The 16,934-nt window shown below is 46.4% G+C and carries 12 protein-coding genes; 4 read left to right on the top strand and 8 right to left on the bottom strand.

The features are described from left to right. Positions 1–45: 45 nt before the first annotated feature. From NF543_RS16140 to NF543_RS25420, 3 genes are all read right to left on the bottom strand, one after another. Positions 46–1,281 carry an RNA polymerase sigma factor gene (locus NF543_RS16140; protein ID WP_257669208.1) on the bottom strand — a complete coding sequence of 412 codons (1,236 nt, stop codon included), beginning with the start codon at positions 1,279–1,281 and terminating at the stop codon, positions 46–48. 64 nt (positions 1,282–1,345) lie between these two features. After that, on the bottom strand, positions 1,346–1,687 hold the full coding sequence (locus tag NF543_RS16135) for a YciI family protein (protein ID WP_257669207.1): 342 nt from the start codon (positions 1,685–1,687) through the stop codon (positions 1,346–1,348). A 306-nt stretch (positions 1,688–1,993) separates the two neighbouring features. Further along, positions 1,994–2,224, bottom strand: a complete 231-nt coding sequence (locus tag NF543_RS25420; protein WP_308379028.1) for an NAD(P)H-dependent oxidoreductase — start codon at positions 2,222–2,224, stop codon at positions 1,994–1,996. A 612-nt stretch (positions 2,225–2,836) separates the two neighbouring features. Between NF543_RS25420 and NF543_RS16125 the strand changes: the two genes are divergently transcribed. After that, positions 2,837–3,646, top strand: coding sequence for an AraC family transcriptional regulator (locus NF543_RS16125; protein WP_257669206.1), 810 nt, complete (start codon positions 2,837–2,839; stop codon positions 3,644–3,646). Positions 3,647–4,189: 543 nt separating this feature from the next. On the opposite strand, the gene NF543_RS16120 is transcribed toward NF543_RS16125, so the two are convergent. From NF543_RS16120 to NF543_RS16100, 5 genes are all read right to left on the bottom strand, one after another. Further along, positions 4,190–5,029 (bottom strand): hypothetical protein, encoded by an 840-nt coding sequence (locus NF543_RS16120; RefSeq protein ID WP_257669205.1) that lies wholly within the window; start codon positions 5,027–5,029, stop codon positions 4,190–4,192. 12 nt (positions 5,030–5,041) lie between these two features. Then, positions 5,042–8,353, bottom strand: coding sequence for a TonB-dependent receptor (locus tag NF543_RS16115; protein WP_257669204.1), 3,312 nt, complete (start codon positions 8,351–8,353; stop codon positions 5,042–5,044). A 200-nt stretch (positions 8,354–8,553) separates the two neighbouring features. Continuing rightward, the gene (locus tag NF543_RS16110) at positions 8,554–9,567 is read right to left on the bottom strand and encodes a FecR family protein (RefSeq protein WP_257669203.1); all 1,014 of its coding nucleotides are present in this window, start codon (positions 9,565–9,567) and stop codon (positions 8,554–8,556) included. A gap of 129 nt (positions 9,568–9,696) precedes the next feature. Beyond that, positions 9,697–10,263 (bottom strand): RNA polymerase sigma-70 factor, encoded by a 567-nt coding sequence (locus NF543_RS16105; RefSeq protein WP_257669202.1) that lies wholly within the window; start codon positions 10,261–10,263, stop codon positions 9,697–9,699. A 303-nt stretch (positions 10,264–10,566) separates the two neighbouring features. Next, positions 10,567–11,214 (bottom strand): ComF family protein, encoded by a 648-nt coding sequence (locus NF543_RS16100; RefSeq protein WP_257669201.1) that lies wholly within the window; start codon positions 11,212–11,214, stop codon positions 10,567–10,569. A gap of 227 nt (positions 11,215–11,441) precedes the next feature. Here NF543_RS16100 and NF543_RS16095 point away from each other — a divergent pair, with 227 nt between their 5' ends. From NF543_RS16095 to NF543_RS16085, 3 genes are all read left to right on the top strand, one after another. Further along, positions 11,442–12,029: an RNA polymerase sigma factor gene (locus NF543_RS16095; RefSeq protein WP_257669200.1), complete on the top strand. Its 588-nt coding sequence runs from the start codon at positions 11,442–11,444 to the stop codon at positions 12,027–12,029. A gap of 120 nt (positions 12,030–12,149) precedes the next feature. Then, positions 12,150–13,316, top strand: coding sequence for a FecR family protein (locus tag NF543_RS16090; protein WP_257669199.1), 1,167 nt, complete (start codon positions 12,150–12,152; stop codon positions 13,314–13,316). Positions 13,317–13,489: 173 nt separating this feature from the next. Further along, positions 13,490–16,885 (top strand): SusC/RagA family TonB-linked outer membrane protein, encoded by a 3,396-nt coding sequence (locus NF543_RS16085; protein ID WP_257669198.1) that lies wholly within the window; start codon positions 13,490–13,492, stop codon positions 16,883–16,885. The last annotated feature ends 49 nt before the right edge of the window (positions 16,886–16,934 follow it).

Below are 16,934 nucleotides of genomic sequence, written 5' to 3'. Positions count from 1 at the left end.
ACCTCAATAATGATTGAACACTTTGAAATTGGACAAATGGAGAGCTTAATCTTTTAAACGTTCCATTTTTTGCACTAATGTTTGTTTGTCAGCTTCCGTTTTGGCCAATGCAATCGCCTTCTGAAAATTCACTTTTGCCTCTTGGTCATCAATACCGGAATAGAGCAGGCCCAGCAGTGTAAAATAAAAATGGTTGTTCTCCAATTTTATCTTTTTGGCTTCTACCAAAGCTGGTTGTGGCCCATGTACTTTATAAAAGGCAAAAAGCCTGTTTAAAGCCACGCTTGGGGAATAATTGATCAAGAGAAGCTGGTCGTACAATTGCAATATATCTTTCCATTTTTCATCGCTGTCCTGTTTGATACAATGCCAGTATGCAATCCTTGCCTCCACATGGTATGAACTCATTTCGTGCCCTTCTGCTGAGCGGTTTAGAAAATGAATCCCTTTCTGTACCAATCCCATTTCCCATAACGATTCATCCTGTTGTTCGTACAAAATCAACGCATCATCAAGGCCTTTCCTGGCATCAAAACGGGAAGCATGGAAACACATCAGGGCGATCAATGCATTTGTTTTTGGTTGGTCTGTTTTTTCATATTCGGTAAGCATAATACCCAAGCGCATGGCTTCCAGACATAAATCCTTTTGTAGGATTTGATTTTGCGTTTTGGAATAATACCCCTCATTAAACAGCAGGTAAATAACATGCAACACATTGTCCAACCTATCGGGTATTTCAGTTTCAGCAGGGAATTCCAATTCAACTTTTTCTGTCCTTAGCTTTTCCTTCGCCCTAAAAAGTCTTTTGTTAATGGTGTCCTTTTTTGATAAAAAGGCTTCGGCTATTTCGTCAATACCAAACCCGCAAAGGATGCGAAGTGCCAATCCGATTTGGGCCTCACTTATTATAACCGGGGTGCAGATGGCAAAGAGCATTTGTAGTTGACTATCTTTTATATTCTGTTCCGAAAAATTCAATTCCCCTATTTCTTTGGCCTTGTGGTTATCCATCAGTTCAGGAGCAATTTTTTCCTCGAAAATTTTATGCCGTCTAAAATGGTATAGCGTTTTTTGTTTGGCCACGGTATATAACCACGCTACCGGATTTTTAGGGATTCCTTTCACGCCCCAAGTCTCCGCGGCCAATAAAAAGGTTTCGCTCACAATATCCTCGGCAATTTCTATATGTTGCAGTCCATACATCTTACTGATGACCGCCACCATTTTTGAAAATTCCTGTTGAAATATTGTTTTTAAAGATTCGTGTTCCGTTTCCATAATTTAATTACAAAACCCACGGTTCCACTCGGGAACGTGGGTTTTGCTTTTTGCTATATCCTTGTTAAGAACCATAAATCGGTCTGATCTCCACGCTACCGCCCTCGTCAATTGCGGGGCAACCGTGCGCCAAGGTCGTCGCATCATCAAGATTTTCTGCCTTGATAATAATAAAACTACCCAATTGTTCCTTGATTTCCACAAAGGGACCATCGGTAATCATGCCCCCGGGTTTTAGTACTTTACCTTCCATAGCCAATCGTGGGCCATGACTTGCCAATTTTCCCTGGGAAGCGATATTCCCCGCCCAGTCTTTCCATTTTTTGGAAAGCGTTTCCATTTCTTTGGGAGAAGCATTGCTGTAGTCATAATTGGGTTGACGGAATAATAGCATAAATTCTTTCATCTTTTTTATTTTTTATGGTTTACATATACTCCAATAATGATTGAAATCCCATGAATTGGACATCTTTTTTAAATATAGGTATTCCATCTGCTATTCACGCCGCATCGCCGGCATTTTGGCGGACGCCTAATCATATCCCCGATTCACAAAGCATTCAGGAACTCCAAATACAGCGGCACACTTTTTTCAACCCATTCCGGAGAAGCATTATACTCCATCCCATAGTACGCGAAAAAATGCCGATAATCTGCTCTTACATATTCAGCAGTCAGTTCAAAAGGCCGGGTCAATTCGGCAAGGATATATTTATACTTTTCGTTGGGGCGATTCGTGTTCGTCTATTCCGGCCGATATCGCGAGGGCTATATGCTTACCGGACAGCTTGTAACCGCTTTTGCTGCCATAAGCCCAACCATGCACCAGTACTTCATCGATCCATTTTCTAATAAATGACGGACAGCTATGCCAATATACCGGAAATTGGAATACGACCCGATTGTATCGCTCGACAAGGCGCTGCTCTGTCAATTTTCTCATCGGGATAAGCCTCGTACAACTGGTGAATGACATACTTTTCAGGAAATTTTTTCAACTCTTCTACCCATCGTTTATTGATGACCGAATGTTTAATATCCGGGTGGGTAACGATTACCAATGTTTGCATCATATTAATATTTTATTCAAGGCAAAAATAAACCAGCTAATCATACGTTTTAACCCAAAATCGAGCCCCAATTAGTTCGTTTGGATAGTATCGAACTAACCCAAAAAAAGACGCCTGTACTTTGGCAAAAAAGTACAACTATGGCGGAGTCCTCATCTGGACGCACTAAGCGGTATGTTTCGAGCAAACACAGTACATTAGCAGAAACATTAGACGCGGTCCAATGCTTGACATCAATTTGCTAACCTTCTTTAACGCGTTTACCGCAGGCGCCCTGTGGTTGCTCGGCGTTTTGTTTTTGTTCAACGTAAACGGCGTAAACGTGGCCGGTAATCGATGGCTTGGTGTGTTTTACTGCATTCTGGCCTGCATGTTTTCCCAGCTTTTCCTGGAAAATTTGCGAATTGGGCAACGTCTGCTGCTCTATCTACTTGAGCTGCCCAGATGGGCTATGCTTCCATGTTTTTATATGGCCATAGCCTATTTTGTGGCTCCTACTGCGCCCAAAAAAAATTTGGTTCTTACACTTTGTCCCCTTTCTGTTTTTCCTTGTTTTTTCGCTCGTATACCTGCTGCCCAGTTTTTTCAATATTGGGGTTGTTCAGCATGCAGGTAGTCTATGTTTCCCCGGCGCTGTATTTTTTGGGGTTACCGCACTCACCTATCTTACGCTGACACAGCGTTCGATCTACGCCATAGAACCCTATCAACCCGTGGCCACCGACGAGGGTTTTCAGAAAAAACCATTGTACGAACGGCTTACACCGCAACAGGTAGACGAACTAAAAAATAGGGTGTTAATAAAAACGACGGCAGAAAAACTACACCTCGACCCCAGTCTCACCCTTTCGGTGCTTTCGGATAAAACAGGGATAAGCGCGCACGAACTTTCCTATGTCCTGAATAACGGATTGGATAAAAATTTTTACCAGTTCATCAACGAGCTGCGGACGGAGGAAGCAAAATCGCTCTTGCTATCAAAAGAAACCAGCCATCTTGATATGCTTGGCGTTGCGACACGGGCCGGTTTCAACTCCAAAACGACATTCTATACCACATTTAAGAAAGCCACGGGCGACACCCCGGGCATACCTAAAAGCCCGTTCAAAACCTTCAAGATAGCGTGTTTTTCGTTCAGATGCATCCATCCGAACTCATCATCGTCGACAACCGGTTATCATTGCATCATACATAACAACGAATATTATGAAAACAATGAAATCATTCAAATTGTCGATCGGCCACAGCATCCGCGTTGCCGTATGGAGTATCTTATTAACAGTCAGAAGTTCTAACCTGCTGAACTACTGAGGAGTGTGTTTTATATTTCTGAAAATGAGTTAGTTAACAGTCGGATTTCTCATTTTCATTTTCACTCTTTTTATTGCTGTAAAGTATTTGTAAAGTACTTTGCAAAAATTAGAACGAGTTCCTACTATCATTATGCATTCTTGCAGAAACTGCCGCGAAAATACAGCTACGAATTAAATTCTGCAAATTTTTCTAAAAACGGATCAGATTTTTTTGATGGGAATCAACCCTGCCTGCAGCCCCCATAGGAAAATTGCATCCGCCTCAAGATGCAGGAAACCATAGACCGTACCACCATACGTGGTACGCTTCTGTGTTTAACATTTATGGAATCGGTATTGAAAATCGCAAGAGGGGGTTGCCCGCGCTTGGGAAGGAGCTTGATATGGATAAGCAGGAGGTGACCGACTGATCCATTAGGTTTCCCCTGACCATATACCCTGTATCGCCGTAGAAGTACAGTATACATTCTTCTGCCACCAACCATGGCGGCAGAAGAATGTTGCTGCCAACAGCACTATCGTTTACTAATCCGCATAGAGCACGTTGATCGCTACTTCGTAAAAATCATCCCCTTTTTTAATGAATGGAGGGGCTTCACCCCAGGCTTTCAGCGAGGTTAAATAGAGTGTAAATACATTTTTGACCGGTAGCGGATCCAAATAGCCCGGGCTGAAACCGGAGGTCCGATAGGGTGAACCGCCGTAATCAAGCAGCGGTTCTCCCGTTGCGCTATCGACAAATTCAAAATAATACTGATAGTCAATGGTACCATCAGGAACATCATATGGTAAAGTCACATAGGCAGCTTCGTCTATCTGCCCGGCAAGGTTACTGATGGTCCCCACCTCAACAACGGTTTCGTTCCATTCTTCGTCGGCAATCTTCACAAATACCTTGATGTCGGTCTGCGCAAATGGGATGAGATCCTGCGCGTAATTAGCGATTCTCAGTTTGATATGGCCATCCGGTGCGGTTTCCTCCGAGGCCTGCCCATCCGGATCGATAAATGTAACCGGAGCGTCCATCGTAGGTTGGAATAGGTAATACACCTGTTTTCCATCAGCTATCACATTGACCGTCGTGTCGCATACCACCTGATTGTTGCGGGTATCATAAAACTCGAAAGTCCCCTCTCCCTCCACTACCCTGACTTTCCCGTCAGCGCCAGCGTTCCAATCGATTGGAGCGCCGTTGTATCGCATCGCGATAAACACCCCTTCTGGATTCGATCGGAGTGCGGTGCGCAAAGGATCGAAATAAACATCCACAAACTCGTGGTATGACTTCACGTAGTCCCCTTTTTCACAGGAAGACAACCCCGCTGCCATTAGGGCCACCCACCAAATAGTTGCTTTTTTTTTCATGTTTCAGTGCAGTTAAAAATTATAGGTCAACGACAAGCTGATGCGTTGTCCTTCCTTCCGGCGGTACATGATGGTGTCGCCGTCTTCCTTATTGAATTTGTTGTCTCCCTTATGGTGCACCCAGTCGCTTTCTTCGCCACCTCCGGTCATTAACTCAGAGTTACGGTAAAAAAACGTCCATTTATTCAGCAGGTTCGCCATATTCAGCTTTAGCTCTGCCCTTTTCTTAAAAAACCGGGCATACAGCTGCGCATCCAATTGACCGGGTGCCTTTTCATATTCCACGGCGTTCTCGATAGCCGCCGTAAGGTTGGTCCGGTATCCCCGTTGGTTGTAGCTCGCCGTAGCGCCAAACTGGTCTCCCCAATACCCCATTCCGAGGTTGAGCAGCCAGGGCGATTGCCCAAGCAGCGGCCGGTCCTGTTCCCCTAATCTTTGCTGCCTGAATTCGGAATTACCCTGGTCATCGATAACCTCTGCCATCCAGGGCGACATCACCTTCACTTTGGATTTCAGTAAACTTCCGTTACCATAGACAAAGATATCCTCCCACCAAGGCTGATCGCCCAAAAAGCCCAGGTGCTTACGGAATTCCATTTCCAGACCCAGGTTGGTTGCAGATTCCATGTTGGTCATCGTGTACTGTCCGCTCTGAAATGCCGGATTCATGATCAACTCAATCGGCCTGTCCAGGTATTTATGATAGCCCGTTAGGGAAACGATTTCGCCGGGCGACGGATACCATTCCAGGCGCACATCCACGTTGTCTATCAGGGTAGACTCCACCCGGTCACCGCTGATGTTGGCATCCAACTCATAGTCGTAGAACCCGAAAAAGGAGCTTTCCCGGAAATCGGGACGGATAACCGTTCGCGAATAGGACGAGCGTACATTGAAGGTGCCGGTCACCTCATAGGTGGCATTGACCGAAGGCAGCCAGCGCCAGCCGTTTTCCATCACCCCCTTCCGGAAACTGATGAACTCATCAGGGTTGGGCCCGTACAGCCGCTTCAGCATATCCTCCTGGCTGCTGTTCAGCTCGAAGGACTCGCCCCGTACACCATACACTAGGCGCAGCTTGTCCCACAGTTTCTGGTCGGCCATTACATAGACCGAATGCGATTGGATGCGTCCGTCAAACACCGGGCCGTTGGTCTGCTGGGCCCAGTAATAGGCCTGGTTGACACCACTGCCCATGTTGGCCGGATCCAACACCTCTTCATAAGGCGCTTCGATAAGGCTGCCACGCGATGAAAACGGAATCATCCGCAGGATGTTCAGGTCGCGCTGTTTGTCATACCCCTGGTAACCCAGTTTTACCAGCGTGCTGACGGCCTTTCCCGTGCCGAAAGTCTTCGAGAAACCGGCCGCCCAGTTGTAGTCCATTTCATCTACGTGCGTCCACATGCGCGAATCTTCCGACAGCGCATCCGTGCCTGCTTGTCCATGGTTAGCGATATTGGGTGTCTGGAAATAATATTGGTCGCCGAGCTGCATGGTGAGCTGGTATTTGAATTTGCGCTCATCGAGGATGCGCTGGGTAATCTTATTGAAGGCGACCATCCCGGTGGCCTTGATGTCCCAGGGCAGCTGGTATTCACCGCTCAGCTGGTGCTGCTGCAACGCCATTGCTTCCGGCAATTGGTATTGTTCCTTATATGGCTTCGGATTGTGGCCAAGATCCGGATAATTCAGCCGGACAGCCTCGTTGTAGTTATTGCTGTACGTGCGGGCATACATATTTTTCAGGACCACCTTGAAGCCGCTGCCCTGCAGCCCGAGGTTGGCCACCAGGCCGCTATTGCTGTTGAAGCGGAAGGATTTGCCGGCGCCGTTGTATCCATACTTCGTGCTATCGGCATACTGCGCGCCACCGAATGGCGTGCCCCTCAGGTTGTTGAATTCATACAGCTGCTGGTCGTTGCGCAGGCTGGCACTGGCCGAAAAACCGAAGCGCATCCCATCAGCAAAATTATATACCCGGCCCAGGCTGAAGCGGTAGTTCTGGTTCGGCCTTCCGGAGGTCTTGTGGAGTTTCAGCGGTTCTGCCGACAGGCGCTTCGACTGGCCTACGGCATCTAGGCTGCTATATGGAATGCCGGCACCCGGGTAGAGTTCCATGTCATCGGTATTGGAGCCGGGTATTCCCGGCGGCGGCACGTCTTCATTCTGGAAACTCCAGGAAAGGATCCCTTCAGGCTGCTTGGCCGATTTATCGAAAAACCCGAAATATTCGCTGGCATGCCGCTGGCCCAACTGGTAGATGTCGCTTCCGATGGACTGGCTGTTGAAGCCCGATCCCACCTGTATACTCGTAAAGTTCCGGTCGGGGATATCCAGCGTGTTAATGGATACCTGGCCGCCGGAAAACTCCGAAGACACGTCAGGCGTGGCCGTTTTGTTGACCACCACGCTGCTGACCATCTCGGTGGGGATGATGTCGAACGAAAAATCACGCTTGTTCATGGAGGTGCTGGGTATCGCCACGCCGTCCAGCATGGCTTGGTTGTACCTGTCGGACATGCCGCGCACCACCACGTTTCTGTTGTTGATGGTCGTCAGGCCCGAAATACGTTTCAGCACCTGCCCCATATCGTTATCCGGTGTACGGGCTATTTGCTCGGCACTGATGCCATCGGTCACCGACGCCGCATTTTTTTGCGCGGCATAAAGGCCTTCCACCGACGCTTTCTTGTAGCCTGCTGTTACCGTGACCGTCCCTAGCTCTGCGGTGGATACCGATAGGGATATAGCCAGCGGGGTCATTTCCCCGGCTCGTATGTTTACGCCCGTAACACGCTTCGTCTGATATCCAAGGTAAGAGACTTCGATGGTGTAAGCGCCCGCAGCAAGCTGGAATGAATAACTGCCATCAACAGCACTTTGGGCAGAGCGGTTTAATTCTACTACCTTTACCGTGGCTCCGGCCAGGGTTTCGCCACGGTTGTCCATAATCTTGCCGGAGATGCGGCCGGGTTGCTGGGGTTTGGCCTCCGGCTCTTCTTTTCGTTTTACGATGATTTTTTTATCCTTAGCCGTGAATTCCAATAGGGTTCTTTGTTCCAATTGGCTCAGCACAGCCGCAAGGTTGTTTCCTACCTTATCAAGTGCTACTGGTTTGTTGAGCAGGGCATTGGCGTGCTGGTCCATCATCAGGAAAGAGTAGCCTGTCTGGCTTTCTATGTCTTCAAAAAGCATAGCCAGTGTTTTCTGTCCAGGCTGGGCAGCATAGGGTACATGCTCTAAATTTTGTGCACGTCCTGCTGCCGGGGACACTGTAAGGAAAATCATGTTGATGAAGAACCCGATTACAGTTATTTTCATAAAGTATAGAATAACAGAAGCGTTTGGATTTTTGGCCCCGAATATTTTGCCAGGGTGTTTTTTTTTCATATTTTTATCGAATACGTTTTTTAAGTTTCACTGATTTGAATGACGTTGTTAAGCCGGCATGGATCAGATGCCGGTTTTTTTATGGTAGCCATTGCCTGGCAAGGGTCGACCGATTGTTCTTTTCTGTATGCCTACATTCCTTTTTTGCTTGTTAAATAGATTACATCTCCTTCTTTTCTAAAATGTACCCCTCCGGCCATTTTGAGGTATCCGAGAACTTTTTCAAGGGATTCGTTTTCGAAGCTGGCCCATAATTGGCGATCTGCCATGTCTTTGTCGATCAATACGATTTTTACGCTATAGAGCTTTTCGATCTTCCGGGCGGCTTCCTCCAAAGGCGTATTTCTGAACACCAATTTGTTGGTGATCCAGCCATTGACGGTGGCTTCGTTGAAGTCCTGCCGGTATATGCGTCCTTCGTTGCGATCGTACAGGAGTTGCTGTCCGGGATGGAGGGCGTAGCTATGTTCGGGTTCGTTTTCTTTCGAAACTTCCACTTTGCCGCTAAAGAGGGATATTCGGATGTCCGGGCTGCCTGCAAATGCGTCGATATTGAACGATGTGCCCAGTACCCTCGTAGTCAATAGTTCGGTTGTTACGAGGAACGGATGGAGCGTATCCCTTTTCACTTCAAAAAAGGCTTCTCCCTCCAGAAAGACCTGCCGTTTGTCCCCGGCAAATGTTTCCGGGTACCGTAGCCTACTTTCCGGGGCAAGGTAAACTACGGTACTATCTGCCAGTATCAATTTCAGTTTTTGTTTGGGCAGCGTATTTTTTTCGATGTATACAATTGCCCCAGACTGGTTTTCGGATGTGTATCGAAAAAGAAACAGCAAGCAGAAGATGGTAATCGTGGCAGCGGCAGCTCCCCAATAATACCATCGGTTGCCTCGTGTCTTTTTTTGGGCAGGATATGGTGCCACATCGGTGATACCGTATTTTTCCTTTGTCTTGTGTAGCGCACTTAAAGCTGATAGCGCATCGCTGGCACTTGATCCGGCCAGCCATATCGTCTTGATGTTCTCAAACTCGGTTTCGTTCCCTTTAGACAGCGCAATCCAGTCGGCGAGTTTTTCATTTTCATCCAGCGTGGTTTGCTTGGAAAGGTAACGGGTAATGAGTAAATAGACTTCCTGATCTTCCATAGTATATAGCTGCCATTTTCTGGCTACTATATACGAAGAGCCACAGACAGCTTTAACTCCTTACAGGAAAAATGAAGATTAATGATAAGATAATATAAGAGGGAGTATTGTGAATAAAAGGTTAGGTTTCTATTTACCTAATGTAAACACGGCTGTTTTCAGGAATAATAATGCGCGGTACATGTGTGTTTTCACCGAATGGATTGAGATGTCCAATAATGCGGCGATCTCTTCATAGGTAAGCTTATCATTTCTGTTCATCAGGAACACCATCCGGCTACGCTCCGGCAGTTTGCCAATTAGGTGCCTGATACACTCATCAAGTTCTTTATACTGTAAAATACTGTCCGGTTCGTTATGAATGCTATCGGCAATAGCTGTATGTTCCGTACGATCCGCTTTGCGTTCGTAGATCCTTTCCCTGTTAAGTTCCTTTAATATCCTGTTTTTAACCGAGGTATAGAGGTATGCTGCGATAGACGCGGAAATATCCAGCCCATGACGGCGTTCCCATATATAGCCGAATACGGCACACACGCTATCTTCTGCACCATCGCTTGGGTAAGGCATCAAGCTCTTGGCAAAGCGGAGCAATCCGCTGTAATGGGTTAGGAACAGCTGGTCAAACGCTACCGTATCGCCCTCAGAAATCCTTCGCAAGAGCTCTCTGTCCTGTATATCAATTCTCTTTGTCACTTCGCAAATCTACAGGTTTAATGTTATCGGTATGTTAAGTCATTTGCGGAGGTATGTAGTGTCAAATCTGACTTTGTAGGATTTCTTCCGCGCGCGTTTGCGAACTGCCCGTTTCATGATGAAAATCAATAGAAGCCTTTAGTATTGACTGCGGTTAACTGTCAGTTAATCTTGAGCTATTGGTCTTTTTTTTGGAGGGAGGTAATCCACCCAAAAAGCTGGCATCCTTGCAGAAACTGCTTAGAAAACACCGCTAAGAATTAAATTCTGCAAATTTTTCCAAAAACGGATTAGATTTTTTTGTTAGCGATTAATAAGAAAGGCACCCTCATTCTTAAACACCGATGATGAAAGGTTATTATGCCGAGGCAAAAAGTCATCCATATAATCGGCCCAGCTCTCCCTGAGCATCCATGAACCTTGCTGATCCCAGATATAATCATGTCCCAAAAGTATAGGGTCACTCCCAAAAGGATTGGCATCTGTCCGTGCTAAGCAAAACGCGTAAATTTCAACCGAAGCATATCGTTTTTTTAGTACGGTAGCAACTGCCCTGATAGTAGCGCCGGTAGTGACCACGTCATCGATTATCCAAACCCGTTTTTTACCCCAGCCAAAAACATTCCCCAATTTATACACGTTTTCCAATTCCCGTTCCCGTTCAAAGCGGTTCAGCCCCGTTAGCTTTGTCGTGTTCCGTTTCTTTTGGAGGAGATCCGGGAGAAACCCGCATCCTACCTTTGAGGCAATGGCAACACAAAGCAAGTCCAATGGTTTGGGATCCGCCTTAAAAAGCACGGCCGTTTCCGGATGGCCTAGGGCACGGACCAAAATATCACCTCTTTCCAAACCAATCTTTTCCTCGGGATTACCGACTCGTTGAAAAAGGTTTACCGCCAACGGTTCACCTACGGCCCAAACCCGCAGCTGTCCCCGGTATTTTGATAACATTTTACATTTATAAGCCTTTCGATCATTCATTATTTCCCAAATGCAGCGAGCTCCTATCGAGGCCTCCATGTTTCGAATTTGAGTTCTCGATAAATGCCGAAGTAAATAGGAAGTACCCAGAATCTTCTAACCTGTATCTCTCTGAGAGTTTGAAAAAGTTTTCATTATTTTAACACCTCATTAACAATTTACTTAGTAATTTTGGCTGGCTATGTTACTCGAAGAATATGGAATCGCTTTATCACCTATCCGATGGTCAATTGATCGGCCTGCTGAACCAGGATAGCGAAGCCGCATTTACGGAAGTTTACAGGCGGTATTTCGACGTGTTGGACAGGCATGCCTATAAAATGACATACGGTGATGACGGTTCCTGTGATCTTGTCCACGACGTGTTTGCCAACCTATGGGTAAGAAGGAGAGAATTGATCAACATCTCCGGATCTGCGCTGAAATATTACCTCTACGCGGCCACCCGTAATGCTGTGTTGAATGACCTGCGCCGTAAGCGATACCTGGAGAAAAATCAACGCGATTTTGCCCGTTATGCGTCGACGAGGATGACCGCGCCCGATCAGCAGCTGGTGGACGCACAGACTCAATCTGCCCTTGATAAGGAAATAGGTGGTCTTCCTGACCGTATGCGGGAGATATTTTTGCTACGCCGAAACGAGGAGCTCAGCTACGCACAAATTGCTGAAAAGTTAAATCTTTCTAAACTGACTGTCAAAACCCAAATGCACAATGCCATCTATAGGCTTTGGAAGAAATTTTCAACCATTCTTATATTTTTGATAATCAGAACTTTGAATTAAACTAAGGTTCTTCACTTAATTTTCTTTCATTTCGGTCTACAACCGCAATGCACTTTTGGTGTATTATCAAATAACCAATGGCGGGATAAGTTAGAAAATACCTGGCTAAATTTATTAGGTATGACAACGAAACAAGCGAAAATATTGTTTGAAAAGTATCGACAAGGCACTTGTACACGCGACGAAAAGGCAATGATCGAAGAATGGTATGCCGACGCTTTGGCCAGCGACCTACGCCCTGATATTCCGGAAAGCAAAATGACCCATGACCGTGAAATGGTGCTTGCCCGTTTGCGCAAAACGTTGCTTCACGCGGATACCCCGCACAAGCCGGAACGTCTCCGTTGGGGTAAGTCTGCACAATACTGGTCAATGGCTGCCGCCCTGCTTCTCGTCTCGGCTGTCGGCCTCTTTTTTTTCAGGAATAGCGGATCTGACGACTGGCGGACCATCGCTGCGTCAGAAATCAGTCCAGGCGGTAACCGGGCGGTACTCGCCCTGGCAGATGGCAGGCAGATAAGCCTAGACAGTAACCAAACGGGAATCATCATGGCAGCAGGGACTATCAGATATGCAGACAACATATCCTTGAGAGCTATCAATTTGGGCGAAACCGAGTTGGTCCAACAACTCGCGCTTTCGACTTCGTTGCGTGGCCAATACCAGGTCACACTTTCCGACAGCACAAAAGTTTGGCTCAATGCAAGCTCAACGTTGAAATATCCCTCCCGGTTTACTGAGGACCGTCGGATGGTCGAATTGGAAGGAGAAGCCTATTTCGAAGTATACAAAAATGAAAGGGTACCTTTTATCGTAAAAAGCAAGGGGCAGGAAGTCAGGGTATTGGGCACGGAGTTCAACATTTCGGCCTATAACGACCAACAGGATATAACGACCACCCTGGTCAATGGTACAGTGCAAGTGACGGCCTATACGGGGATGCAGCAAGGTAATGCGGTGCGTGAAATACTCAAACCCGGGCAGCAAGCCATAAACAGTGATGGTGAAATCGAAATCGGCGACGCTGAAATCGAGAATGCCATTGCCTGGAAAAAGGGCTACTTCCGTTTCTCAGAAGACCTCGAAAGCATCTTGCAGCAGGTATCCCAATGGTACGACGTAAGCGTAACGTTTAAAGACGAATCGTTAAAGGGCGAACAGATTTTTGGAATAGTGCACCGGAAATGGACGCTTGGAGATGTGCTTAAAATGCTCGAAGCCGCATCTGACGCCCGGTTTGAAGTGACAACGAATGGGAAAGAAAGGAGGATTAGCGTAATGAGGTAAACGTGTACCAACATTCCCAAAAAAAGCTTCCGGATTGCAGCCGGAAGCCTGAATGCCTGGGAATATCCCCCGCTAGGCGGGGTTAATCAAACTGTGGTGATAATTTAATTAATAAATCCAGACCCTGCGAAGTTAGCAATAATTGCTGATTCAAGGGGTTGCATTACAATTTTATGATTAAAAATTTAGAGGAATGCGGTCTCACGAAAGACACATTGAATGTATTGGAATTGCCGAATCTCCTGCCCGATGTCAGCCCCATTAACGGAGCAAGGGTGGGAAACCTGACCATCGTCAAAAAATGGCTTATGCGTATTTATACCCTTTTCAGTTTACTGACCATCGTAATGATTTCCGCTTTTGCAGCAGAAACAACCGCCCAGCGGGTGACGTTGGAGAAGAGAACAATGGCATTTGAGGACGTCATCACATCGTTCAGTGAGCAAACCGGTTTCAATTTCATTATGAAAGGAGATCTGATGCAGGCTCAACCGGCCATCGAGCTGGAACTTAAGAACGTTCTCCTTGACGAAGCGTTGGAAGAGCTTTTTTCCGGCCGGCCATTCACCTTTGAGATAAAGGATGAATTGAAATTGGTTGTGGTAAAAGAAAAAACCATTCCCGAACGAATCGGGGGTTCCTTTGGCAATGGAGGGAAGGACGGTAACGATGTACAGCAAAAAACCATAACGGGTGTCGTCACCGATACACTGGGCACACCAGTTGAAAGCGTCACCATACGGCTCAAGGGCAGCCCACTCGCAACTTATACCAATCAACTGGGGGAATTTACCCTGCAGGCCGTACCGACCAACGGCATACTCGAAGTACAGCGGATAGGCTACGAACCACAGGAAATCTCCATTAATGGGCGGCAACGCTTGGTCATCGAACTCCGCGCCTCACTTTCCCAATTGGACGAGGTTGTGGTGATCGGCTATGGAACACAGGTAGCCGAGGAAGTAACAGGGGCTGTTTCCACAGTTAATGCAGCCGATTTCAACCAAGGTGCCTTTACAGATGCAGCAGAACTGGTACAGGGAAAAGTAGCGGGTTTAAACATCACTACGCCAGATGCTGATCCCTTGAGCACTTCCCAGATCAATTTAAGGGGTGTTATTACGCTAGCGTCGGGGTCGCAACCTTTGATATTGATAGATGGGGTTCCTGGCGATCTTGACGAAGTTTCACCAGAAGAAATCGAATCGATCAATGTGCTAAAGGATGGTTCGGCGGCAGCCATTTATGGAACCAGGGGCTCCAACGGTGTTATTCTACTAACCACCAAGAGCGTAAAAAGAGATATAAAACCAACAATTTCTATTAAAAGCAGCTTGAACGTTCAAGCCATCGCCAGAAAACTGGATTTCTTGAATACCGACGAATACCGGGAAAAAGTTCAGGAAGGATTGCCGGGCGCTATTGATCAGGGGGCGAGTACCAACTGGCTGAAAGAGGTAACACGCTCGCCTATTTCACAAATTCATGATATAAGCCTTCAGGGCGGAAACAGGGCCAGTAATTATATTGCGAGCCTTAGGTATAGTAGTCAAAATGGAATCATGAAGAAATCCAATGACAAAAAAATATATCCGCGTTTCGAGGTAAATCATTCCATGTTTGATGATATGCTAAAGATTACTGCCAATATTAATGCGTACACACAAGAATCTTTTGCAGGGTCTCCTGGTGGCGGGTATAATCAGGCCGTTTATTACAACGCCCTTATTTATAACCCAACAGCTCCCTTAACGAATGAAAATGGCAGCTGGTTCCAAAACCTGGGCAGGCATGCGTATGATAACCCGGTGGCCCTCCTGGAGGAAACGAGGGGTATAAATCAAAATAACAAACTTAAATACTACGGTACGGCTACATTTAATCCAACACAGGACTTATCCCTCAGGATACTGGGTTCGAGGGATGTAACGAAGGAAATGCTGGGCTATTACGAAACCAAGGCCCATACCTCTACGCTGCGGGACGGACGAAACGGCTTTGCTTCAAGAAGGAACATAAGAACACAGGAGGATCTCTTTGAGGCTACCCTGGAATATGATAAAACTTTTTTTGAGGATCATAACATCGCTGCGCTGATCGGACATACCTGGTTTACCCAAAATTATCAGGATGCCGGGTTGCAGAATTGGGATTTTCCAACGGATGAATACGATTATAACCTCATACAAACAGGACTTGCCCTTACCAGGGGGGAAGCAATCCAGTCCTCTTATCAATCTGAAAATAAATTAATCAGTTATTTCTTCAGGATAAACTATAATTTCATGGGCAAATATTTACTCGCCGCAAGTATTCGGCGTGAAGGTTCGTCAAAATTTGGAATTAACAATAAATGGGCGAGTTTTCCTGCGATATCTGCAGGCTGGAATCTGCACAAGGAACCTTTCCTAAGCTCAAGTACAATTTTGAACCAGCTGAAATTACGTGTAGGATTCGGCCTAACCGGGACGATCCCGGAAGATCCATATCCCTCCCTAAGCACACTGAATTACAATACCCGGAGTTATATTGACGGAAATTGGATCCAAACCATAGAACCTACGACCAACCCGAACCCTAATTTACGATGGGAAACCAAAGAGGAGATCAATCTGGGTATTGATTTCGGCCTCTTTGGACAACGCATTTGGGGGTCCGTAGACCTTTACCAGCGGACAACCCGGGATATGATATGGGATTACAGTGTACCGGTACCCCCCTATTTATTCAATTCCATTACTGCCAACGCCGCAACGATGAAGAACAAAGGCTTGGAAATAACGTTGAATGCCTCCGTTATTGAACGGTCGGACTTCCAATGGAACACAGCGGTAAATTATGCCACCAATACCAATGAAGTTATTTCACTGACCAACGACAATTTTCAACTAGCCAGTGGTTACCTTGATGTCGGAGCTACCGGCGAACCTATTTTACAAACCACACACCGGATACAAATAGGGGAACCCATCGGTAATTTCTTCGGCTATCATTCAGTAGGGGTTGATGAAGAAGGACATTGGTTAATAGCAGGGGAAAATGGGGAAACTAAGCCCATATCGGAACAAACCGGTGACGATAAGCGTGTTTTAGGTAACGGCCTTCCAGACTACTACTTGAACTGGAACAACACCCTTACCTATAAAAATCTTGATCTCAGCATACAAATGCGAGGGGCTTTTGGGTTCCAGATTCTGAATATGGCCAGGATGTTCTACGAAACACCCACCATGCTGACACGGGGTAATGTCCTTAACTCGACCTTCGATCCTGTCTATGGACAACAATTGGCCCTCGACCAAGAATTGCAGTACATTAGCCATTACGTAGAACGCGGTGATTACTGGAAGATCAGCAATGTATCCTTGGGATACAATATGGATTTAAAGCATTCCGCATTTTTTAAAGTATTAAGGTTTAGTGCCACAGGAATTAATCTTGCAACCCTAACGGGATACTCCGGAATTGACCCTGAGGTGAACAGTGTAGGTCTTGATCTTGGAATTGACCATAGATACCGATATCCCTCAGCTAGGACCTACATTCTTGGCCTATCGTTAACTTTTTAAACTGGAATCATGAAACCATCACGATTTATTCATCCACAGTGTGACGAAT

Origin of the sequence: Parapedobacter tibetensis (genome assembly GCF_024704835.1) — a bacterium.
Lineage (GTDB): Bacteria > Bacteroidota > Bacteroidia > Sphingobacteriales > Sphingobacteriaceae > Parapedobacter > Parapedobacter tibetensis.
The sequence above is the reverse complement of the archived record's forward strand: the minus strand, read 5'-3'. Positions and strand labels throughout refer to the sequence as shown.

What these genes read in the sequence shown, in the direction of transcription:
- NF543_RS16140 (WP_257669208.1), bottom strand. Translation starts at nt 1,281, where the DNA reads ATGGAAACGGAACACGAATCTTTAAAAACAATATTTCAACAGGAATTT.
- NF543_RS16135 (WP_257669207.1), bottom strand. Translation starts at nt 1,687, where the DNA reads ATGAAAGAATTTATGCTATTATTCCGTCAACCCAATTATGACTACAGC.
- NF543_RS25420 (WP_308379028.1), bottom strand. Translation starts at nt 2,224, where the DNA reads ATGAGAAAATTGACAGAGCAGCGCCTTGTCGAGCGATACAATCGGGTC.
- NF543_RS16120 (WP_257669205.1), bottom strand. Translation starts at nt 5,029, where the DNA reads ATGAAAAAAAAAGCAACTATTTGGTGGGTGGCCCTAATGGCAGCGGGG.
- NF543_RS16115 (WP_257669204.1), bottom strand. Translation starts at nt 8,353, where the DNA reads ATGAAAATAACTGTAATCGGGTTCTTCATCAACATGATTTTCCTTACA.
- NF543_RS16110 (WP_257669203.1), bottom strand. Translation starts at nt 9,567, where the DNA reads ATGGAAGATCAGGAAGTCTATTTACTCATTACCCGTTACCTTTCCAAG.
- NF543_RS16100 (WP_257669201.1), bottom strand. Translation starts at nt 11,214, where the DNA reads ATGTTATCAAAATACCGGGGACAGCTGCGGGTTTGGGCCGTAGGTGAA.
- NF543_RS16095 (WP_257669200.1), top strand. Translation starts at nt 11,442, where the DNA reads ATGGAATCGCTTTATCACCTATCCGATGGTCAATTGATCGGCCTGCTG.
- NF543_RS16090 (WP_257669199.1), top strand. Translation starts at nt 12,150, where the DNA reads ATGACAACGAAACAAGCGAAAATATTGTTTGAAAAGTATCGACAAGGC.
- NF543_RS16085 (WP_257669198.1), top strand. Translation starts at nt 13,490, where the DNA reads ATGATTAAAAATTTAGAGGAATGCGGTCTCACGAAAGACACATTGAAT.